The organism is Neorhizobium galegae (assembly GCF_021391675.1).
Taxonomy (GTDB): Bacteria; Pseudomonadota; Alphaproteobacteria; order Rhizobiales; family Rhizobiaceae; genus Neorhizobium; species Neorhizobium galegae_B.
In genome coordinates, this window is sequence record NZ_CP090095.1 from 3,324,646 (window position 1) to 3,345,626 (window position 20,981).

General features: G+C 63.8%; 14 protein-coding genes and 1 pseudogene. 11 read left to right on the top strand and 4 right to left on the bottom strand.

Annotated elements, in window-relative coordinates; all coding sequences use genetic code 11:
- Positions 1–5: 5 nt before the first annotated feature.
- Positions 6–1,019, bottom strand: coding sequence for an iron ABC transporter substrate-binding protein (locus LZK81_RS16595; RefSeq protein ID WP_046604563.1), 1,014 nt, complete (start codon positions 1,017–1,019; stop codon positions 6–8).
- Between the two features lie 323 nt (positions 1,020–1,342).
- Here LZK81_RS16595 and LZK81_RS16600 point away from each other — a divergent pair, with 323 nt between their 5' ends.
- From LZK81_RS16600 to LZK81_RS16610, 3 genes are all read left to right on the top strand, one after another.
- Positions 1,343–3,412: an ATP-dependent helicase gene (locus LZK81_RS16600; protein WP_233953962.1), complete on the top strand. Its 2,070-nt coding sequence runs from the start codon at positions 1,343–1,345 to the stop codon at positions 3,410–3,412.
- A gap of 114 nt (positions 3,413–3,526) precedes the next feature.
- Positions 3,527–4,579, top strand: coding sequence for a dipeptidase (locus tag LZK81_RS16605; protein ID WP_233953963.1), 1,053 nt, complete (start codon positions 3,527–3,529; stop codon positions 4,577–4,579).
- A 116-nt stretch (positions 4,580–4,695) separates the two neighbouring features.
- Entirely contained in the window at positions 4,696–5,406 is a 711-nt protein-coding gene (locus LZK81_RS16610; RefSeq protein WP_233953964.1) for an alpha/beta fold hydrolase, read from the top strand.
- Between the two features lie 65 nt (positions 5,407–5,471).
- On the opposite strand, the gene LZK81_RS16615 is transcribed toward LZK81_RS16610, so the two are convergent.
- The 3 genes from LZK81_RS16615 to LZK81_RS16625 form a co-directional block, all read right to left on the bottom strand.
- On the bottom strand, positions 5,472–5,969 hold the full coding sequence (locus LZK81_RS16615; protein WP_210008412.1) for a histidine kinase: 498 nt from the start codon (positions 5,967–5,969) through the stop codon (positions 5,472–5,474).
- 167 nt (positions 5,970–6,136) lie between these two features.
- Positions 6,137–6,859 carry a DUF1003 domain-containing protein gene (locus LZK81_RS16620; RefSeq protein ID WP_046604558.1) on the bottom strand — a complete coding sequence of 241 codons (723 nt, stop codon included), beginning with the start codon at positions 6,857–6,859 and terminating at the stop codon, positions 6,137–6,139.
- A gap of 1 nt (position 6,860) precedes the next feature.
- A complete protein-coding gene (locus LZK81_RS16625; RefSeq protein ID WP_233953965.1) occupies positions 6,861–8,639 on the bottom strand; it encodes an ABC transporter ATP-binding protein/permease in 1,779 nt (592 codons plus the stop codon).
- A gap of 381 nt (positions 8,640–9,020) precedes the next feature.
- Here LZK81_RS16625 and LZK81_RS16630 point away from each other — a divergent pair, with 381 nt between their 5' ends.
- From LZK81_RS16630 to LZK81_RS16665, 8 genes and pseudogenes are all read left to right on the top strand, one after another.
- Complete coding sequence (locus LZK81_RS16630; protein WP_233953966.1) at positions 9,021–9,641, top strand: TetR/AcrR family transcriptional regulator; 621 nt, start codon at positions 9,021–9,023, stop codon at positions 9,639–9,641.
- Complete coding sequence (locus LZK81_RS16635) at positions 9,638–10,603, top strand: HlyD family secretion protein (RefSeq protein ID WP_233953967.1); 966 nt, start codon at positions 9,638–9,640, stop codon at positions 10,601–10,603. The genes LZK81_RS16630 and LZK81_RS16635 overlap by 4 nt, the downstream gene beginning before the upstream one ends.
- Positions 10,600–11,550, top strand: coding sequence for an ABC transporter ATP-binding protein (locus LZK81_RS16640; protein ID WP_233953968.1), 951 nt, complete (start codon positions 10,600–10,602; stop codon positions 11,548–11,550). The genes LZK81_RS16635 and LZK81_RS16640 overlap by 4 nt, the downstream gene beginning before the upstream one ends.
- On the top strand, positions 11,547–12,713 hold the full coding sequence (locus LZK81_RS16645; protein ID WP_418936448.1) for an ABC transporter permease: 1,167 nt from the start codon (positions 11,547–11,549) through the stop codon (positions 12,711–12,713). The genes LZK81_RS16640 and LZK81_RS16645 overlap by 4 nt, the downstream gene beginning before the upstream one ends.
- A 128-nt stretch (positions 12,714–12,841) precedes the next feature.
- Positions 12,842–16,168: a DUF2126 domain-containing protein gene (locus tag LZK81_RS16650; protein WP_233953969.1), complete on the top strand. Its 3,327-nt coding sequence runs from the start codon at positions 12,842–12,844 to the stop codon at positions 16,166–16,168.
- Between the two features lie 8 nt (positions 16,169–16,176).
- Positions 16,177–18,587: pseudogene (locus tag LZK81_RS16655) on the top strand (circularly permuted type 2 ATP-grasp protein).
- Complete coding sequence (locus LZK81_RS16660) at positions 18,587–19,468, top strand: transglutaminase family protein (protein ID WP_233953970.1); 882 nt, start codon at positions 18,587–18,589, stop codon at positions 19,466–19,468. Before LZK81_RS16655 ends, LZK81_RS16660 begins: the two are co-directional and overlap by 1 nt.
- Before the next feature lie 126 nt (positions 19,469–19,594).
- The gene (locus LZK81_RS16665; RefSeq protein WP_233953971.1) at positions 19,595–20,920 is read left to right on the top strand and encodes a TadE/TadG family type IV pilus assembly protein; all 1,326 of its coding nucleotides are present in this window, start codon (positions 19,595–19,597) and stop codon (positions 20,918–20,920) included.
- Positions 20,921–20,981 lie beyond the last annotated feature (61 nt).

The following is a 20,981-nucleotide window of genomic DNA, read 5'->3' on the forward strand; positions in this document are numbered from 1 at the left end:
GCTTTTTAGAGCAGGCCGGCGGCGGTCATCATGTCGGTGACCTTGGCGTTGTTGAGGGTCGAGGGCTCGACCTTCGGGGCTGCCAAGTCGGCGATCGGGGTCAGCATCTTGTTGGAAGCCTCGCCCTTGCCGACGGCATATTCAAAGGAGGTGCCGTCGCGCAAGATCTTCTGGCCGCCCTTGCCGGTGACCCACTTCAGGAAGGTCTGCGCCTGTTCCTTGTGCTTGGAGGAGGCAAGGATGCCGCCACCCGAGATCGACACGAAGGCGCCCGGATCCTGGTTCTTGAAATAATGCATGCCGATGTTCTTGGTGTTCTCGCCGGTCTTCGCGACGTCGCCGAAATAGTAGTAGTGATAGATCAGCGCGCCTTCGAACTGGCCGGCATTGACCGCCTTCATGGCAGTCGAGTTGCCGCGGATCGGGGTCGCATTTTCCTTCATGCCCTTCAGCCAGGCAGCGGTCGCTTCTTCGCCCTTGAGCTGCAGCAGCGCACCGACGATCGCCTGGAAATCGGCGCCCGACGGAGATGCCGTCCAGCGGCCCTTCCATTCCGGCTTGGCAAGGTCGAGCATCGACTTCGGCAGCTTGTCTTCGGTCAGCTTGGTCTTGTCATAGACAAAAACGGTCGAGCGGGCAGCGATGCCGACCCAGTTGCCGTTGGCCGGATGGAAACCCGGCAGAACCTGGTCGAGGGTCGCCTTGTCGATCGGCGCGAAAAGACCTTTGCCATCGACCAGCACCATGGCCGGCGAGTTTTCGGTCAGGAACACGTCGGCCGGCGAATTGGCGCCTTCCTGGACGATCTGGTTGGCGATTTCGAGGTCGCTGCCCTGGCGGATGGTGACCACGATGCCGGTCTCTTCCGTGAAGGCCTTCGCCCATTCCTTGGTCAGCCCTTCGTGCTGGGCATTATAGATGGTGAGACTGTCGGCCACCTGCGCCGAAGCGGGCGACGATAGGGACAGAACGGAAAAAGCCAGGGCAACGCCCGCAGCCAAGGTGAATGAAGTCTTCAAGATCGCCTCCGCAAGAGAGTCAGGAATTTGACGCGCCCGTCATAACCAAAGCAGAGATTTGTGGTCAAGTTTATTTCCAGGACAGGCGTAACAAAAGCGTGATTTACGTTTAAAATACAAATGGATACAGCAGGCGGCACGAACTGATCGTGGCACCGGTCCTTGGTATGCAACTTGTACTTGGGCGGAAATTGCCGCCGGCGGCATCGTCGCAATCTTCCGGCCCGCGGGCAAGTTGGTGACTTGCCGCATAAGCGCCGCCGCGGATTTCCGCGCAGGCGCACGAATCAGCTATGGCTAATTCGAACACATCGGGAACGGACATGGCTGTTGCTTATCTGGAAAAGCTGAATGACGCGCAGCGGCGCGCGGTCGAGCACGGCTCGGACGTGCCCAGGGGCGGCCCGGCCGGGCCTTTGCTGGTCATCGCCGGCGCCGGTTCCGGCAAGACCAACACGCTCGCCCACCGCGTCGCGCACCTGATCGTCTCGGGCGCCGACCCGCGCCGCATCCTGCTGATGACCTTTTCCCGCCGCGCGGCTCCGGAAATGGGCCGCCGCGTCGAGCGCATCTGCGCGCAAGTGTTAGGCGCAAATGCCGGCATCATGACCGACGCCCTTGCCTGGGCCGGCACCTTTCACGGCATCGGCGCCCGGCTGCTGCGCCTCTACGCCGAACAGATCGGCCTCGACCACGACTTCACCATCCACGACCGGGAAGATTCCGCCGACCTGATGAACCTGGTGCGCCACGAGCTCGGCTTCTCGAAGACCGAGAACCGGTTTCCAACCAAAGGCACCTGTCTGCAGATCTATTCCCGTGCGGTGAATTCGGAGACGCCGCTGGACGAGGTGCTGAAACTCTATTTTCCCTGGTGCTCCGCCTGGGAACCGCAGCTGCGCGAACTGTTCGCCTCCTATGTCGAGGCCAAGCAGGCCCAGAACGTGCTGGATTACGACGACCTCCTTCTCTACTGGGCGCAGATGATGAGCGAGCCGGCGATTGCGCAGGATGTCGGCGGCCGTTTCGATCATGTCCTCGTCGACGAATACCAGGACACCAACCGGCTGCAATCGTCGATCCTGATGGCGATGAAGCCCGGCGGCATCGGCCTCACCGTCGTCGGCGACGACGCCCAGTCGATCTATTCCTTCCGCGCGGCGACGATCCGCAACATCCTCGATTTCCCGAACACCTTCGATCCGCCGGCCAACATTGTCACGCTCGACCGCAACTACCGCTCGACCAATACGATCCTCGCCGCCGCCAACGGCGTCATCGATCTCGCCCGCGAGCGTTTTACCAAGAACCTGTGGACCGAGCGCCAGTCGGAAGAGCGTCCCCGCCTCGTCGCCGTCAAGGACGAGACCGAGCAGGCCAATTACATCGTAGAGAAGATCCTCGAAAACCGCGAGACCGGCATGACGCTGAAGAGTCAGGCCGTGCTGTTCCGCTCGTCGCATCATTCTGGCCCGCTGGAAGTCGAACTCACCCGCCGCAACATCCCGTTCGTGAAGTTCGGCGGCCTGAAGTTCCTCGACAGCGCCCATGTCAAGGACATGCTGGCCGCCTTGCGTTTCGCCCAGAACCCGCGCGACCGGGTCGCCGGTTTCCGGTTGATGCAGCTCATTCCCGGCATCGGCCCGCAGACGGCCGGCAAGATCCTCGATGCCATCACCGCCGATCCCGAGCCGCTTGCAGCGCTTCAGGAAATCCCCGCACCGCCACGTTCCGGCGCCGACTGGCCCGCCTTCGTCGACATGCTTGCCGCCGTCAGAAGGGGCGCAGGCTGGCCGTCCGAAATCGGCCTCACCCGCCTCTGGTATGAACCGCATCTCATCCGAATTCACGAGGATGCCGAGACCCGCAAGGCCGACCTTTTGCAGCTCGAGCAGATCGCCTCCGGCTATACCTCCCGCGAACGGTTCCTCACCGAACTGACCCTCGATCCGCCAGATGCGACCAGCGCCGAATCCGGCACGCCTTTGCTCGACGAGGATTATCTGATCCTCTCGACCATCCATTCATCGAAGGGCCAGGAATGGCGTTCGGTCTTCCTCTTGAACTGCGTCGACGGCTGCATCCCCTCCGACCTCGGCGTCGGCTCGACCGCCGAGATCGAGGAGGAGCGCCGACTCCTCTACGTCGCGATGACGCGGGCGAAGGACCACCTGCATCTGATGACGCCGCAGCGCTTCTTCGTGCACGGCCAGGCCTCGCAGGGCGACCGCCACGTCTACGCCGCGCGCACCCGCTTCATCCCGGCGACCTTGCTGCAATTCTTCGAAACTGCCGCCTGGCCGGTCGTCGTCCCGATGTCCGAAGCCGAACGCCAGGCCCGCCACCAGGTCCGCATCGACGTCACCGCCCGCATGCGGGGGATGTGGCGGTAAGCTGCCCGAGAGACACCTGTTGTCACAAGCTTCTAACCCGGCTGTGAGATGAGCGGGCAATCAAACCGACTGCAACATGCCGTTGCCAACCTGGACCTTGAGGACCGAATTCCCATGGACAGTATCGAAGTCTTTGACGGGCATAACGATGCGGTCCAGCTCATGGTGGACTACAAACCGACCGGCCGCGATTTCCTGACCCGGTCTGAGGAAGGCCATCTCGATCTTCCTCGCGCGATCGAAGGACGCCTGATGGGCGGGCTGTTCGCCCTGCACGCCTCCCCGGAGCGCAAACCGGAAAACGACCTGATCGTCACCAGCGATGGATACGAGGTCCGGTATGCCGACGCCGTGCCTTTGGACTACGCCCGCCTTCAGATCGACGCGCAGCTTTCCGCGATCGGCGGACTGATCCGGCGTTCGAACGGCCGGATGCGGCTTGCGACCGATGTCGATGGCATCACGACAGCCCGGGCTGAATCTGCTTTTGCCGTCGTCCTTCACATGGAGGGCGCCGAAGCGATCGACCCGGACTTCGATTATCTCCATCACTTGCACGAAGCCGGTCTCCGGTCCCTCGGCCCGGTCTGGAGTCGTCCGAACATCTTCGGCTACGGCGTTCCCTTTGCCTATCCAAGGTCTCCCGACACCGGTCCCGGACTGACGAATCTCGGCAGGAATCTCGTCAGGACCTGCAACGCCCTTGGCATCATGATCGACCTCGCGCATCTGAACGAACGCGGATTCTGGGACGTTGCAGCCTTGAGCACCGCTCCCCTCGTCGCCACCCATGCCTGCGCCCATTCCATATGTCCCTCGACCCGCAATCTCACCGACCGGCAGCTCGACGCCATTCGCGATACGGATGGCGTCATCGGTTTCAACCTCGCCGTCTACGACATACGCGCCGACGCCCATCTCGACGCGGATACGCCACTCGATGTTGTGGTCCGCCACATCGAGTATCTCATCGACCGCATGGGAGCGGACAGGGTCGCCCTCGGCTCGGACTTCGACGGCACCGTCGTACCCCGCCAGATCAGGGACGCCAGCGGCCTGCCGCATCTCTTCGATGCCATGCGCAAGGCCGGATTCGACGAGCCGACGTTAAGAAAATTCGCCTTCGACAACTGGCTCCGCGTCTTCGGTCTGACCTGGCCGTCCTGATCGGCACAGACGCCCGGACGGCCACGTCGCAATAGGCTTGTCCCCTCGCCTGTCGCATTGACTCAACCGGAACCGGGTGGGAAACAAACGGCATCATCCAGACGGGAGGGGATCGAATGACCAGCCGCAAGATCGTTCTGGTGCAGGGCGCCTGGGGTTCGAGCGCGAGCTGGACGCCGGTCGCCGATATCCTGCGGGGCATGGGTCACCAGGTCTTCGTGCCGAGTCTGACCGGGCTTGGCGAACGCTCTCACCTCTTCTCGGGGGCCATCAATCTCGACACCCATATCGGCGATGTCTGCGGCCTCATCGAAGCCGAAGGCCTGGAGGAATTCGATCTCGTCGGCCATTCCTATGGCGGCATGGTGATCACAGGCGTCGCCGATCGTTTCGCGAACGGTATCCGCACGCTGACCTATCTCGACGCTTTCCTGCCGGAAAACGGCCAGTCGGCGCTCCATCTGCTCGGTCCGGAAGTGGCGATGGCCAACCTTGCCATGGCTGGCGAACTCGGCGGGGTCGCGGTGCCGCCCCCTGCCCGTCACGCGACGCGCGTGCCGGAGCATCTGCGCCACTACATGACCAGCCGCTCGCCGCAGCCGTTCGCGACGATGATCCAGAAGATCAAGCTGTCGGGTGACTATCGGAAGATCGCGAAAAGGCTCTACGTCTCGGCGAATATCGAGCAGTCGAAGATCTTCTCCGGCATCTACGCCAAGGTCAGCGCCGATCCGTCCTGGGCATCCATGGAAGTGCCGAGCGGCCACATGCTGCAACTCGAAATGCCGGAACAGGTCGCCCGCATCATCCACGATTTCATCGGCTGACTTTTCGCCCGATTAGTCAGACGAGACGAAAGCGGCGGCGGAAACAACCGCCGCCGCATCCGGTATCACTTTACGATCGGCTTGATCGACAACAGGATGTCGACCAGTTCCTTCTGGTGCTTTTCCTCGTCGCCCTTGGTTCCCCAATAGGTGACGACGAGACCCTTGGTCGGCGACGTCTGGATCAGTGCAAGCCCGACGCTCACCGGGCCGCTCTCGTCCTTGCCGTCCCAGTCGAGCGTGGTCATCTGCATGCCGTTGAACTCCTCGACCGGAGTTTCCTTCAGCGTCTTGGGATCGACGGTGACGCCGACCTCCTTCAGGAAGTCGATGGCATCCGAAACGGTCTTGTCCATCGACTTCAGCTCCGCGACATCGGCGGAAAGATAGACGGCGTCGTCACTGGACGTGGCATCGACGCCGGTGTCGGTTTCCTTCGGGTTCCAGCTGTCGGGGATCTTGATGCTGGCGATCGGAGCGTCGCTCGGGAACTTGAGTGTTTTCGCCTCAGCCAACATGGGAGCGGCCATGACGAGCATGGCAATCAGGAGAGCTTTTTTCATCTGTGAATCCTAAAAAAGTGGGGACCGCAGATGCTTCAACCAGCGGCGGAAACCCGTTTAGCACGCAGCCCTTTAAGAATGGGTGGAGCAAACACTCAAAAAGCCGGGGATTTCCGCCAAAATTGCCGCTGGGGTTACGGCCGTCCTCGTCGGCCTTCAGGGCTGGCCTAGTTGGACCCCCGTCCGCCGCCACGCCGTTCCAGAAGCTCGATCTGGATCTGCTGCATCTCCGCCAGCCGCTCCCATTGATGCGCCATCTGGTGGTCGATCTTTTCGTGCAGCTGGCGGATTTCCAATTCAGCGCGCAGGTTGATCATGTAGTCGTTCTCGGAGCGCATTCGGTCCTTTTCCTCCTGCCGCCGCTGGCTCATCATGATCACCGGCGCCTGCAGCGCCGCCAGGCACGAGAGCACCAGGTTGAGCAGGATGAACGGATAGGGATCGAACGGGACTGCGAACAGGCCGACGACGTTCGCCGCCATCCACAGGCAGAGCACGCCGAGAAAGCTCAGGATGAAGGTCCAGGAGCCGCCGAAGGAGGCGACCTTGTCGGCCACCCGCTCACCGAAAGTGGGGTTGCGCTCGAGCAGGCTGGCAGCGCTCTTCTGCACCGTCGAGGCACCCTTCTCGAAACTGTCGAGCACGCGCCTGTCGAGGTCGGAAAGCTCGCCGCGCTCCTCGTCGAGCAGCTTTTCCACATAGCGGCGGCGGAAACGGGCAAGATCCTCGTCGCAGATCAGGCTGTTCTCATCGCAGTCCTTCACCTCCTCGACGATCATCTCGGCCAGATGCGGGCGCAGATATCCGGTCCTGTGCATTTTCGAGAGTGGAAAGCTGCGGCCGCAGACGATGCATTGTCCTGTCTTGGCCGAAGCCAGATGCCTGCCCATCTCATGCCTCTTCTTTCGTCTTCTTCGCATGCGCGTGAAGCGGCGACAGGTGGAAGAGGCGCGGCGAGAATTTTGCCCGAAACTCTTCCGAACGGCCGATATAGATGAGCGTAACGCCGTCGAGACGACCGAGCACGTTCAGCAGCCGCTCCTGGGTTTCCGGCTCCAGGCCTTCCAGCACGTCGTCCATGATCAGCCAGGCCGGCTTGCGCAGCACCGCGTTGGCGATCGCGAGCGATGCCTCCTCGTCCTTGTCGAGCAGCCGGTCCCAGCGCTCCACCTGGTCCAGCCTGCCCACGAGACGGCCGAGACCGACCTTTTCGAGCGCTTGCGTCAGCGTCTTGTCATCGGCGCCGGTCAGTCCGGCGGGAGAGATCATCACCTCGCGCAGCGTCGCCGTCGGAAGGTATCCGTCCTGCGGCATCATGATCATGCTGTCCACCGGCGGCAGGCCGATCTCGCCGCGCCCCCAGGGCCAGATGCCGGCCAACGCCTGGAAGAACAGATGCCGGTCGGCGCCCGGATCGCCGTTGACCATCACCCGTTCGCCCGGCTTGATGGCGCAATCGCCTTCCACCACGCGCACGCCGTGTCCCGCCTCGGCCAGCTCGGGCTCGCCATAGACCGTGATCCCGCAAAAGCTGATGCCCTCGCCTCGTTGCGCCTCGCGATAGGCGATCACCCCACCCTTCTTGGCCAGAGTATCCATGATCAGCAGCGCGTTGCGGAAAGAGGAGACGCGGTTCAGCGTCGCGCGCCAGTCGGCGATGACGCTGAAATTGACGACATACCAGCGGAGCGCCTGGTTGACCTGGTTGAAGGCGCCGACCGCCATCATCAGCCCGCCGAAGGAAAGCTCGCCCGAAAAATACATCGGCGAGGCGATGATGATCGGCGCCACCAGCGCCAGCCAGCCGAACCCGGCCGACACCCAGGTGAGATTGGCGAGCGCCCAGGCAAGCTTGCGCAGCATGCCCAGCACCCCGTCGATCGCGAAATGCACACGGGTGAGCTCGTTCACCTCGCCGCGCGCCAGCGCGATCGGCTTCAGGTTCTCGTTGGCGCGCACCAGGGCTGAGCGCAGGTCCGCTTCGCGCGCATAACGCTCGGCATTGAGCCGGGGCAAAAGGTTGCCGACCACGTTGCTGAGCACCGAGCCCAGGAGCGCATAGAGGATCGTCGTCCAAACCATGTAGCCGGGGATCGAAATGGTGCGGCCGCCGAAATGGAAGACGAAATCCGACGAGATCGCCCAGAGGACGCCGATGAAGCTCGCCAGCAGAATGGTGGAGTTGACGAGCCCGATCGCCAGCGCCGTGGTGTTTTCCGCCAGGATGCGCGTGTCCTCGTGCAGCCGCTGGTCGGGATTGTTGGCGATCGCGCCGGCCCCGGCGAGCTTCAGCGCCCGGCCGGGCTTCAGCCAGACGTCGGCGAGATCGCGCGCCAGCCCTTCGCGCATCCGCATCGCAGTGATCTGATTGAGCCATTGCTGGACGACGTTGAGCAGGGTCAGCGAAAAGGCGATGACGCCAAAGACGACGAGCTGGTTCAAGAATTCCGGCATGTCGCGCCGTTCCAGCGCGTCGTAGAACGGCCCGTTCCACTCGTTGAGCCGGTATGTCGCATAGGTCGTCGCGAAGATGACCAGAAGCAGCGCCACGATCAGCACCAGAACGCGATTGCGCACCGGCGCATTCCAGAATGCTCTGCCCATCATGCGGAGCTGACCACCCAGGGAAAGTTCGAAGGCCGGCACGACACCTTCGGAATTCTGCGACATCTACTGCGACTCCTGCAAACACCCTCGTCACCCCTAACTTAGCATGCGTTTGCATCTTGCGCAGCTTCAAGGGGGCCGGCTCCCCCTATATGATGACGCAATCGCAATTCCTCACCCTACCCCACCAATATTGAGCAACTCGTCTCCGCGGAACCCGCAGCAAGAATGATCCGGGGAGTGCGCGGCATTCCCTACCCCGTTGATATGGCAGGACAATCGCATCTGGGATGTAAAGTGGGGGTGGTGTCCCCAACCCTCCCCCACAAGAGGGAGGGACTCTACGGATTGCCCCCCGCCAGCCTCCACGCATCCCAAAATCCCTTGCAATTTTTGCAACAGAATGTTAATGACCGACCAGTCAGTCATAATCGAGAGCGCCCGATGGCCGAGAAGAAGAGAGAGAAACGCGATCCGCAGCAGCGCCGGGCCGAGATCCTGGCGGCGGCCTTCGCCTGTTTCTCGGAGCGCGGTTTCGCCGCAACCCGCATGGAAGATGTCGCGGCCCGTGCCGGCATCGCCAAGGGCACCGTCTACCTGCATTTCCCGGACAAGGAGGCGCTGTTCACCGAACTCGTCTCCGGCATCGCCTCGCCGATCCTCGGCCAGATCGACGGGCTGGCGGCCAACGAAGCCATCCCGCCGCGCTTCGCCGTGTCGATGTTCTACACGCTCTTCAAGCGCGAGGTGCTGGAGACCGAGCGCCGCCACCTGCTGCGGCTGATCCTCGCCGAAGGCCCGATGTTTCCGGCTGTCACCGAGTTTTACCACCGCGAGATCATCTCCAAGGGTCTTGGCGTGCTGCGCATCCTCTTGAAGCGGGCGGCCGACCGTGGCGACCTGCGCAACCCGGCTATCGCCGAACTCCCGCAGATCGTCATCGCCCCGGCGCTGCTGTCGATTGTCTGGACGACGCTGTTCGAGGCCTACGAACATCTCGACACGCAAAATCTGTTCGACACCTTCCTCGATACCCTGTTCGTGCCGGAGGCAAGCGCGCCATGAGACGCATCCTCGTCATCGTTCTCCTCGCCGGCGCCACCCTCGCCGCCCTACCCTTTCTCCTCGCAGACCGGGCTCCGCGCCCCTATCAGGGCTGGGTCGAGGCCGATACGCTGTTCATCGGCACTGAGACCACCGGCCGGCTGACGAAACTCGATGTCGCCGAAGGCCAGGCCACCGAAGCCGGCGCGCCGCTCTTCAAACTCGACTCCCTGAGCGAAGAGGCCGCCGTCGCAGCAGCCAGTGCAGCGCTTGCCCAGTCGCAGGCAGCACTCGATCTTGCGCAAGCCGCCCAGAAGCGCCCGGAGGAGATTGACGTGCTGCGCGCCTCCGAACGGGAAGCCACCGCCCGACTGGACCTCGCCGAACAGGATCTCGACCGCACCCGTGTCCTCGTCGAGCGCGGCACGTCCACCCGCGCCAATCTCGACACCGCGACCGCCACCGAAGCCGCCAACCGCGCCGCCCTCGACAATGTCCGCAGCCAGATCATCCTCGCCGCCCTCCCCGCCCGCGATGAGACCCTGCGCCAGGCGCGCGAATCCGTCGCAGCCGCCAAGGCCGATCTCACCTCGGCCGAGGCAGCGCTTGCCCGCCGCTCCGTTTCGGCGCCGGCCACAGGCAGCGTCGAGACGCTCTATTACCGCACGGGCGAAGTCGTGCCCGCCGGCCGGCCGATCGTCGCACTCCTGCCGCCGGAAAACGTCCGCATCCGCTTCTTCGTGCCGGAAACCGAAATCGCCAGATTGTCGCTCGGCCAGCCGATCCGCGTCACCTGCGACGCCTGCCGGCCGACCGACGCGAAGGTGAGCTTCATCGCCAAAACCGCCGAATATACCCCGCCGGAAATCTACAGCCTCGAGGAGCGCGCAAAACTCGTCTACCGCGTCGAGGCCATCCCTGCCGACCCGAAGGCGCTACGCCCCGGCCAGCCGGTCGACGTCGCGCCCGGACCACGCCCATGACCGACGCCACCATGACGGTCGACGCCCCCGAAACGGTGATCGACGTCCATCACCTCACCAAGAGTTTTGGCGGCCGCAAGGTGGTCGATGACCTCTCCATGTCGGTGAAGAAGGGCCGCATCCACGGCTTTCTCGGCCCCAACGGCTCCGGCAAGACGACCACCATCCGCATGCTCTGCGGCCTGCTCACCCCCGATAGCGGCGACGGCACCTGTCTCGGCTTCGATATCCTGACCGAAAGCGACCGCATCCGCCGCCGGGTCGGCTACATGACCCAGAAATTCTCGCTCTACCAGGACCTGTCGATCCGCGAGAACCTCGAATTCGTCGCCCGCGTCTACGGCCTGCCCGATCCGCGCGGCAAGGCGGGCGCCGCCATTGAACGCCTCGGCCTTAAGGGCCGCGAGAAACAATTGGCCGGTGAACTTTCCGGCGGCTGGAAACAGCGCCTCGCGCTCGGCGCCTGCATCCTGCCCGAACCGGCACTCCTCCTCCTCGACGAACCGACCGCCGGCGTCGATCCGAAGGCACGCCGCGACTTCTGGAACGAGATTCACGCGCTTGCCGCCGACGGCCTCTCGGTTCTGGTCTCCACCCACTACATGGACGAGGCCGAGCGCTGCCACGAGATCGCCTATATCGCTTACGGAAAGCTGCTCGCCGAAGGCACGGTCGACGAGGTGATCGCCGGCACCGGCCTCGTCACCTTCACGGTCTCCGGCCCCGACGTCCACCATCTCCAGTCCGAACTCGAAAACCGGCCGGGCATCGACATGATCGCCCCCTTCGGCACCAGCTTGCACGTCGCCGGCCGCGATGCCGCAGCCCTCGAACAGGCCATCGCCCCCTATCGCGATCGGCCGGGCCTCAAATGGGAAAAGGGCGAACCGACGCTCGAAGATGCCTTCATCGACCTGATGCGCCGCTCGGAGGACAATTTCAAATGACCCCGGCGCCAGGCAGCATGAACGGCAATGGCTCTTCCGGGGGCGGCTCCTTCGGCCGCTTCTGGGCGATGACAGTCAAGGAATTCATCCAGATGACCCGCGACCGCATCACGCTCGCGACCATGGTCATGCTGCCGATCATGCAGCTCTTCCTGTTCGGCTTTGCGATCAACACCACGCCGCACAACCTGCCGACCGCCGTGCTGATGCGCGAAAACAGCGATGTCGGCCGCTCCATCCTCGCAGCCCTCAAGAACACAGATTTCTTCGAGGTGAAGACCGTCGTCACTCGCGCCGAGGACATGGACGCGCTGCTGCAATCGGGAAAGGTGCTGTTCGTCGTCGAGATCCCGGAAGGTTTCGAACGGTCGCTGCGCCGCGGCGATTCCCCCTCGCTGCTGGTCGCCGCCGACGCCACCGACCCGGTCGCCGCAAGTTCCGCGCTCGGCGCGCTCTCCGGCATCATCTCGACGGCGCTCGAAAACGACCGCCAGGTCGCCTTCGCCGAGCCCGTGAAACCCGCCTTCCAGATCGTCCAGCACCGCCGCTACAATCCCGCCGGCTCCTCGACCTTGAACATCGTCCCCGGCCTGCTCGGCACGATCCTGACGATGACGCTGCTGATCTTCACCGCCCTTTCCGTCACCCGCGAGGTCGAGCGCGGCACGATGGAGAACCTGCTCTCCATGCCGATCAAGCCCCTGGAGATCATGCTCGGCAAGATCGCGCCCTACGTGCTGATCGGCCTCATCCAGGCGCTCGTCATCATCGGCGTCGGCATTCTGGTCTTCCGCGTGCCGGTCCTTGGCGATCCGCTGTCGCTGGCGGCCGCGACGGCCCTCTTCGTCCTCACCAACCTGTCGATCGGCTACACGTTCTCGACGATCGCGGCGAACCAGCTGCAGGCCATGCAGATGGCGATGATGTTCTTCCTGCCGAACATTCTCCTCTCCGGCTTCATGTTCCCCTTCGCCGGCATGCCCGATTGGGCGCAGTGGATCGGCGAAGCGCTGCCGCTCACCCACTATATCCGCATCGTCCGGGCGGTGATGCTGAAGGGCGCCAGCATCGAGACATTGGCCTATGACACGCTGGCGCTCGCCGGCCTGATGGCCGTCGCCATGCTGATCGCGGTCCGCCGTTTCCGCCGCACGCTGGATTGAGGAATAAGGCCGGTTATCTCGCGTCTGCGGTATAAGCTTGGATTCCGCCTTGCTTTATTCTCGTGCATTGCACAAAATCCTTGCAACGATCATCGATCGGCCCGGTAAAGCGGCCGGCAAGGGGAAGTATGTCGATCAAGGCGAGTGTCTACCACCTTACCCACTATATGTACGACAAGCCCGTCCGTCTCGGACCGCAGATCATCCGCCTCAAACCGGCTGCCCATTCGCGCACCAAGGTGCTCAGCCATTCGCTGAAGGTGACGCCGTCCAACCACTTCGTGAACCTGCAGCAGGACCCCTACGGCAACTACCTCGCCCGCTTCGTCTTTCCGGACCCGGTCACCGAGTTCAAGATCGAGGTCGACCTGGTCGCCGACATGACAGTCTACAATCCCTTCGACTTCTTCGTCGAAGAGGATGCCATGAAATGGCCGTTCAGCTATCCGCCGGAACTGGTCGAGGACCTGTCGATCTACATGGTGCCGGAGCCGCCGGAACCGGCGCTGGTCGATTACCTGAAAACCTTCGACATGTCCCCAGACCAGCCGACGGTCGACATGATCGTCGGCATCAACGCCCGCCTGCAGCAGGCGATCGGTTATGTCATCCGCATGGAGCCCGGCGTGCAGACGCCGGAACAGACGCTGACCTCCGCCATGGGCTCCTGCCGCGACTCCAGCTGGCTGCTCGTCCAGATCCTGCGCCATCTCGGCCTCGCCGCCCGCTTCGTCTCGGGCTACCTCATCCAGCTCACACCGGACCTCAAGGCGCTCGACGGTCCCTCCGGCACTGAAGTCGATTTCACCGACCTGCACGCCTGGTGCGAAGTCTATCTTCCCGGCGCCGGATGGGTCGGCCTCGATCCGACCTCCGGGCTTCTGACCGGCGAAAGCCATATCCCGCTTGCCGCCACGCCGCATTTCCGCAACGCTGCGCCGATATCAGGCGGTTATTTCGGCGAGGCCGAAACCTCCTTCGCCTTCGACATGAAGGTCAACCGCGTCGCCGAACATCCGCGCATCACCAAACCCTTCTCGGACGAATCCTGGGATGCACTCGACGCGCTCGGCGAACAGGTCGATCGCGTGCTGAAGGCGCAGGACGTGCGCCTGACGATGGGCGGCGAGCCGACCTTCGTGTCGATCGACGATTTCGAATCCGGCGAATGGAACACCGATGCCGTCGGCCCGACCAAGCGCGAAAAGGCCGATATCCTGATCCGCAAGCTGCGCGAGCGTTTTGCGCCCGGCGGCTTCCTGCATTATGGCCAGGGCAAGTGGTATCCGGGCGAAAGCCTGCCGCGCTGGACCTTCTCGCTCTACTGGCGCAAGGACGGGCGGCCGATCTGGAGCAATCCGGACCTCGTCGCCGAGGAAGGCCGCGACTACGACGTCGGCGAGCAGGATTCCGCCAAGCTCCTGACCGGTATCGCCACCGAACTCGGCATCGCCCCGGACATGGTCGTGCCGGCGTACGAGGACCCGGCAGAATGGATCATCAAGGAAGGCTCGCTGCCGGACAATGTCGATCCGTCGAACTCCAAGCTCAAGGATCCGGAAGAGCGCAACCGCATCGCCCGTGTCTTCGAGCGCGGCCTGACCAGCCCGAGCGGTTACGTCCTGCCCGTTCAGGCCTGGAACGCGCAAGCGGCCGGCAAGCGCTGGATCAGCGAGAAATGGCGCACCCGGCGCGGCCGCATCTTCCTGGTGCCCGGCGACAGCCCGGTCGGTTACCGCCTGCCGCTCGGCACCCTGCCTTACGTCCCGCCGTCGCAATTCCCCTATATCCACGAGGCCGACCCTTCGATCCCCCGCCGGCCGCTGCCGGAAGCGATCATACCGGCCGGCCGCGCCATGCCGGAATCCTCCTTCAAGGCAGGTGATGCGGTCAATCCCGGCCGCGTCGAACAAACCCTCGGCGAGATCGGCGGCGCCGTCCGCACGGCGGTTTCGGTCGAAGCCCGCGACGGCCGGCTCTGCGTCTTCATGCCGCCGGTGGAAAAGATCGAGGACTATCTCGAACTGATCGCCGCTGCCGAAAACGCCGCGACCGCACTCGGCCTCGCCGTGCATATCGAGGGTTACGCCCCGCCGCATGACGAGCGCATCAACGTCATCCGCGTCGCGCCCGATCCGGGCGTCATCGAGGTCAACATCCATCCGGCCGCAAGCTGGAAGGAGACGGTGGCGACCACCGCCGCGATCTACGAGGAGGCCCGCCAGAGCCGCCTCGGCGCCGACAAGTTCATGATCGACGGCCGCCACACCGGCACCGGCGGCGGCAACCATGTCGTGGTCGGCGGCGCCAATCCGAACGACAGCCCGTTCCTGCGCCGGCCCGACCTGTTGAAGAGCCTGGTGCTCCACTGGCAGCGCCACCCCTCGCTCTCCTACCTGTTCTCCGGTCTGTTCATCGGCCCGACCTCCCAGGCGCCCCGCATCGACGAGGCCCGCCACGACTCGATGTACGAGCTGGAAATCGCGCTTGCCCAGGTACCGGCGCCTGGCCAGGGCGCTCCCCCGCTGCCTTGGCTGGTCGACCGCCTGTTCCGCAACCTGTTGACCGACGTCACCGGCAATACCCATCGTTCGGAAATCTGCATCGACAAGCTGTTCTCGCCGGACGGCCCGACCGGCCGCCTCGGCCTCGTCGAGTTCCGCGGCTTCGAAATGCCGCCGAATGCGCGCATGTCGCTCGCCCAGCAATTGCTGGTCCGGGCGCTGATCGCCCGCTTCTGGAAGAACCCGCTGCAGGGCCGGTTCGTGCGTTGGGGAACGGCGCTCGCCGACCGCTTCATGCTGCCGCAATATGTCTGGGCCGACTTCATGGACGTCCTCCAGGACCTGCGAGAAAACGGCTTCGACCTGCGTCCCGAATGGTTCGAGGCGCAACTCGAATTCCGCTTCCCCTTCTTCGGCGAGGTCGAATACGAAGGCTCAAAGCTGGAACTTCGCCAGGCGCTGGAACCCTGGCACGTGATGGGCGAACAGGGTGCGATCGGCGGCACCGTGCGCTACGTCGATTCGTCGGTGGAACGCCTCCAGGTCCGGCTCGAAACCGCCAATCCGTCCCGCTACACCGTCGCCTGCAACGGCCGCGCCGTGCCGCTGAAAGGCACCGGCACGTCCGGCGTTTCGGTTGCCGGCGTCCGCTTCAAGGCCTGGCAGCCGTCGGCCGGCCTGCACCCGGTCCTGCCGGTTAATACGCCGCTGACATTCGACATATATGATACATGGTCCGGCCGTTCGATCGGCGGCTGCATCTATCACGTTGCCCATCCGGGCGGGCGTAGTTATGACACCTTCCCGGTCAACGGCAACGAGGCGGAAGCACGCCGACTCGCCCGGTTTGAACCATGGGGTCATACCGCTGGAAGTTATACGCTTCTGGCCGAAACGCCCTCGCCCGAATTTCCGCTGACGCTCGATCTGCGCCGGCCGCAAGGAGTCTGAAACGCCCGATGTCCAAGGCACCGGCAACCGAACGCAAGGCAAAAGGGGGATCGCTGGCGATCCCCTTCTCGGTTATGCCGCATTGCCCGGCGTTGCCGACGAGATGCTCGATGCGAACGGCCAGATCCGGCCGGTCTGGCGCAACCTGATCTCCCATCTCGGCCGCATGACCGAGCACGAGCGCCGCGAGCGTTTCGCCCGTGCCGACCGTTATCTGCGCGATGCGGGCGTCTTTTACCGCACTTACGGCGCCCAGGGCAGCGGCGAGCGCAACTGGCCGATCAGCCACGTGCCGGTCCTCATCGACGGCAAGGAATGGGAGACCGTCTGCAAGGGCCTGACCCAGCGCGCCGATCTCCTGGAAGCGCTGATCGCCGATATCTACGGCGACAACAAGCTGGTGCAGGAGGGTTTCCTGCCGCCGGCGCTGATTGCCGGAAACGCCGAATTCCTCCGCCCGCTGGTGGGCGTCAAGCCGGTCGGCGGCCACTACCTGCATTTCTGCTCGTTCGAGATCGGCCGCGGACCGGACGGTAACTGGTGGGTGCTTGCCGACCGCACCCAGGCGCCGTCCGGCGCCGGTTTCGCGCTCGAAAACCGCGTCGCCACCACCCGCGCCTTTTCGGACATCTATGCCGAATCGCATGTCCACCGCCTCGCCTCCTTCTTCGGCGCCTTCCGCGATGCGCTGCAATCCCACAAGCAGAACCCGGAGGACCGCATCGCGGTCCTGTCGCCGGGTCCTGCCAACGAGACCTATTTCGAGCACGCCTATATCGCCCGCTATCTCGGCTTCATGCTTCTCGAAGGCGAAGACCTTACCGTCGTCAACGACCGCGTCATGGTCCGCACCGTGGCCGGCCTCAAGCCCGTGGGCGTACTCTGGCGCCGCCTCGACGCGGCTTACGCCGATCCGCTCGAGCTCAACCAGCACTCCCATATCGGCACCCCCGGCATGGTGCAGGCGCTGCGTGCCGGCGCGCTCACCTTCGTCAACGCGCTCGGCTCCGGCATTCTCGAGACCCGCGCGCTGCTGGCGTTCGCACCGACCGTCTGTCGGCGGCTGATCGGCGAGGACCTGATCATGCCCTCGATCGCCACCTGGTGGTGCGGGCAGAAAAAGGAACGCGAGCATGTCGCCAAGAATATCGAGCGCATGGTCATCGGGCCGGCCTATTCCCGGCTGCCCTTCTTCGACGACAACGGCCAATCGGTACTCGGCTCGTCGCTGCGCAAGACGGCAAGGGAGACGGTCGGCGACTGGCTTGCGACCGAAGGCGCCAAGCTGGTCGGCCAGGAGGTCGTGACGCTTTCGACCACGCCCGCCTACGTCAACGGCAAGCTCACTCCGCGGCCGATGTCGCTGCGCGTCTTTGCCGCCCGCACGGAACACGGCTGGCAGATCATGCCGGGCGGCTTTGCCCGCATCGGCGCCGGCGACGACGTGGCGGCGATCGCCATGCAGTCGGGCGGGGCCGCCGCCGACGTCTGGATCGTCAGCGACAAGCCGGTCGCAAGGGCGACGCTCCTGCCGCCCGAGGAAAGCTTTACCCGCAACATGCCCGGCAGCCTGCCGAGTCGCGCGGCCGACAATCTCTACTGGCTCGGCCGGTATATCGAGCGGGCCGAAGGCGCCCTGCGCATCCTGCGCGCCTGGCACCTGCGGTATGCGGAATCTGCCGATCCGAAAGCACCGCTTCTGGCCGATGTCACCCGCTACCTGAAGGGCATCGATGTCGAGATGACCAAGGCAGTGCCGGCATCGCTTCTGCGCAACATCGACAGCGCCATCTATTCGGCGAGCAACATTCGCGACCGTTTCTCGCCCGACGGCTGGCTGGCGCTGACCGACCTTGCCAAGACCGCCCGCCGCTTCCACGAAACCGTCCATGCGGGCGACGACGCCTCGCATGCGATGACCGTGCTCCTGCGCAAGCTCGCGGGCTTTGCCGGTCTGGTGCATGAAAACATGTACCGTTTCACCGGCTGGCGTTTCCTTTCGATCGGCCGCCACCTGGAGCGCGGCATGCACATGACCCGGCTGCTCGGCCACATGTCAGGCCCCGACGCGCCGGATGGCTCGCTCGACATGCTGCTCGAGATCGGCGACAGCGTCATGACCCACCGCCGCCGTTACAACGTCGCCACGGCAAGGCTGACGGTCGCCGACCTCCTGGCGCTCGACCCCCTGAACCCACGCTCGATCCTGTTCCAGCTGAACGAAATCCGCACCGAGGTGGAGCAATTGCCGAACGCCTTCGTCAACGGCCAGATGTCGCCCTTCTACCGCGAGGCGATGCGGCTGCATTCCGGCCTTGCGGTGATGACCCCGGAGGCCATGAACGACGATACCTATGAGAAGATCGAACTGGAGATGGAGAAGCTGTCCGATATCCTCGGCCAGACTTATTTCAGCTGATGCTTTACGATCTCTCCCTCCACATGGGTTATACCTACGACGTGCCGGCCTCGGGCGCCCGCCACGTGATCCGCCTCCTGCCGCTGTCCCTGCCCGACCGGCAGCGGCTGATCGCCGGCTCGATCACCGTGGGGCCGCAGGCCGATGAGCGGACCACCTTTATCGATTTTTTCGGCCAGCAGGCGACGTCCGTGCTGCTGCGTGCGCCGCACGAGACGCTCGACATCCGCATGCAGGCCCGCGTCCTGGTGGAAACCACCTCGATGACGGCGGACCTGTCGCCGGAACTGGCAACGCTCGGCGGCGAACTGGCGGATTTCTGGTCGGTCGATGCCGCCTCCCCGCATCACCTGACGGGCGCAAGCCCGCGCCTTGCCGAGGAACCGCTGATCGCCGCCTATGCCCGCGAAATCGTCAAGCCCGGCCAGACCGTGCTGGAGATCGCGCTTGGCATCTGCGCCCGCATCCACAAGGACTTTACCTACGACGCCAAGGCGACCGAGGTCGATACGACGCCGAAGGAGGCTTTTAGGCTGAAGCGCGGCGTCTGCCAGGATTTCACCCATATCATGATCGTGGCGCTCCGCAGCCTCGGCATTCCGGCCGGTTATGTCAGCGGTTTTCTGCGCACCATTCCGCCGCCAGGCAAGGAGCGCCTCGAAGGCGCCGACGCCATGCATGCCTGGGTGCGGGTCTGGTGCGGCGAGACCATGGGTTATGTCGAACTCGACCCGACCAACAACATTCCGGCCGGCAGCGACCATATCGTCGTCGGTTACGGCCGCGACTATTCCGACGTCGCCCCGGTTATCGGCATGCTCAAGGGTTACGGAAATCAGAACGCCGTGCAGGCGGTGGACGTCATTCCGCTGAAATCCTGAAATCCCGCTCCGTTTTGGCGCTGATTCTTAACATTCCGTAAAATTGCAGCGAATGATTTAGGCCTTCCTATACCCGCCAGGAATACACCGGGGCTGTTCAAATGAATTGAACTCTGGGGGCTAATGATGAAGCACACAATTTTTGCGCGGCTGGCGAAGGACCGCGCCGGTAATTTCGGTATCATGACGGCTGCAATGCTTCCCGTCCTGCTGGCGGTCGGCGGCGTCGCGGTCGATCTGACGCAGGCGATGGATCAAAAGAATCAGCTCCAGGCGCTGGCGGACGGCGCCACGCTCGCTGCGGCGTCCGCCATGGCCGCCAAGGGCACCATGACGACGGCGGAAGCCCAGAAGCTTGGCACCGATATGTATGTCGCCCAGAAGATAGAGGCGCTTAAGAATTCCGGTATTTCCGCTGAGCAGCAGGCCGCGGAAGAGGCCAAGCTGAGAGCGAACACCCAGACATTGGTAACCTCCTCGGGCAGTTCCACCACGGCTGCCAGCTACGAGGTCCGCATGAAGTCGAGCTACGATGTGCCGCTCAGCGGCCTGACCTCGCTCCTCGGCTTCCAGACCGTGCGCGTCAGCGTCGAAAGCGTCGCAGCGAGCGGCCGCGAAGGCAACGCCCTCTCCATGTACCTGGCGCTCGACGAATCCGGCTCGATGGCCGAGGACACGACCACCGTAAACGCAACCGCCCCGACGAAGCCCGGTTGGATCGACGGACCCTACGAATGTGGCACCACCAAGAAATCCAAGACCTGCTATGGCTATCATATGGGAGAAGTACCGAACTACATGACGAAGATGGCGTCGCTTAAGGCCGCCGCTGGTGTCATGTTCGCCGAACTCGAAAAAGCCGATTCGAACCATGAACTGATCCGTGTCGGCGCCGATTCCTACGACGACCAGACGAAGACCCAGCAGAGCATCCAGTGGGGTACATCCCTGGTGGACAGCTATGTCAAGAAGCTGCCGGAACCACCGTCGGGCGGCACCGATGCCAGCGGCGCGCTGACCAATGCGCTGAATGCGCTGAAGAATGCCAACGCCACCGAAAAGACCGCTCATGACGGCAAGGGCAACACCAATTTCGAGCGCTACATCGTCTTCATGACCGACGGCGAGATGACCGGCAACAGCGGGACCTGGAACTCGACGATCGACGCCAAAGTGCGCGACATCTGCTTGAACGCGAAAAGCGACGGCCTGACGGATGCCGCAAAGGAGAAGCTGAGGAACGGGCAGCAGCTCACGGAAGAGGAAATGGCAAAGGGGATCAAGATCTACACGATCGCCTTCATGGCACCGGACAAGGGCAAGAAGCTGCTGAACTACTGCGCCAGCGGCCCCGGATATTATTACGAGCCGGAAAATATGACGACGCTGGTGAAAACCTTCGCCGAAATCGCTCGCAAGGCCGCCAAGACCGGCACCCGCCTGACCAACTGAACCTGCCTCCCAGAAAGGCTGCAAAGACGCCCCGCCCTCACCGGCGGGGCGTTTTTCGTTG

Excerpts from the sequence above, each read along its gene's own strand:
- LZK81_RS16635 (WP_233953967.1), top strand. The coding sequence starts at position 9,638 with ATGAGACGCATCCTCGTCATCGTTCTCCTCGCCGGCGCCACCCTCGCC.
- LZK81_RS16605 (WP_233953963.1), top strand. The coding sequence starts at position 3,527 with ATGGACAGTATCGAAGTCTTTGACGGGCATAACGATGCGGTCCAGCTC.
- LZK81_RS16650 (WP_233953969.1), top strand. The coding sequence starts at position 12,842 with ATGTCGATCAAGGCGAGTGTCTACCACCTTACCCACTATATGTACGAC.
- LZK81_RS16600 (WP_233953962.1), top strand. The coding sequence starts at position 1,343 with ATGGCTGTTGCTTATCTGGAAAAGCTGAATGACGCGCAGCGGCGCGCG.
- LZK81_RS16625 (WP_233953965.1), bottom strand. The coding sequence starts at position 8,639 with ATGTCGCAGAATTCCGAAGGTGTCGTGCCGGCCTTCGAACTTTCCCTG.
- LZK81_RS16665 (WP_233953971.1), top strand. The coding sequence starts at position 19,595 with ATGAAGCACACAATTTTTGCGCGGCTGGCGAAGGACCGCGCCGGTAAT.
- LZK81_RS16610 (WP_233953964.1), top strand. The coding sequence starts at position 4,696 with ATGACCAGCCGCAAGATCGTTCTGGTGCAGGGCGCCTGGGGTTCGAGC.
- LZK81_RS16630 (WP_233953966.1), top strand. The coding sequence starts at position 9,021 with ATGGCCGAGAAGAAGAGAGAGAAACGCGATCCGCAGCAGCGCCGGGCC.
- LZK81_RS16660 (WP_233953970.1), top strand. The coding sequence starts at position 18,587 with ATGCTTTACGATCTCTCCCTCCACATGGGTTATACCTACGACGTGCCG.
- LZK81_RS16645 (WP_418936448.1), top strand. The coding sequence starts at position 11,547 with ATGACCCCGGCGCCAGGCAGCATGAACGGCAATGGCTCTTCCGGGGGC.
- LZK81_RS16620 (WP_046604558.1), bottom strand. The coding sequence starts at position 6,859 with ATGGGCAGGCATCTGGCTTCGGCCAAGACAGGACAATGCATCGTCTGC.
- LZK81_RS16615 (WP_210008412.1), bottom strand. The coding sequence starts at position 5,969 with ATGAAAAAAGCTCTCCTGATTGCCATGCTCGTCATGGCCGCTCCCATG.
- LZK81_RS16640 (WP_233953968.1), top strand. The coding sequence starts at position 10,600 with ATGACCGACGCCACCATGACGGTCGACGCCCCCGAAACGGTGATCGAC.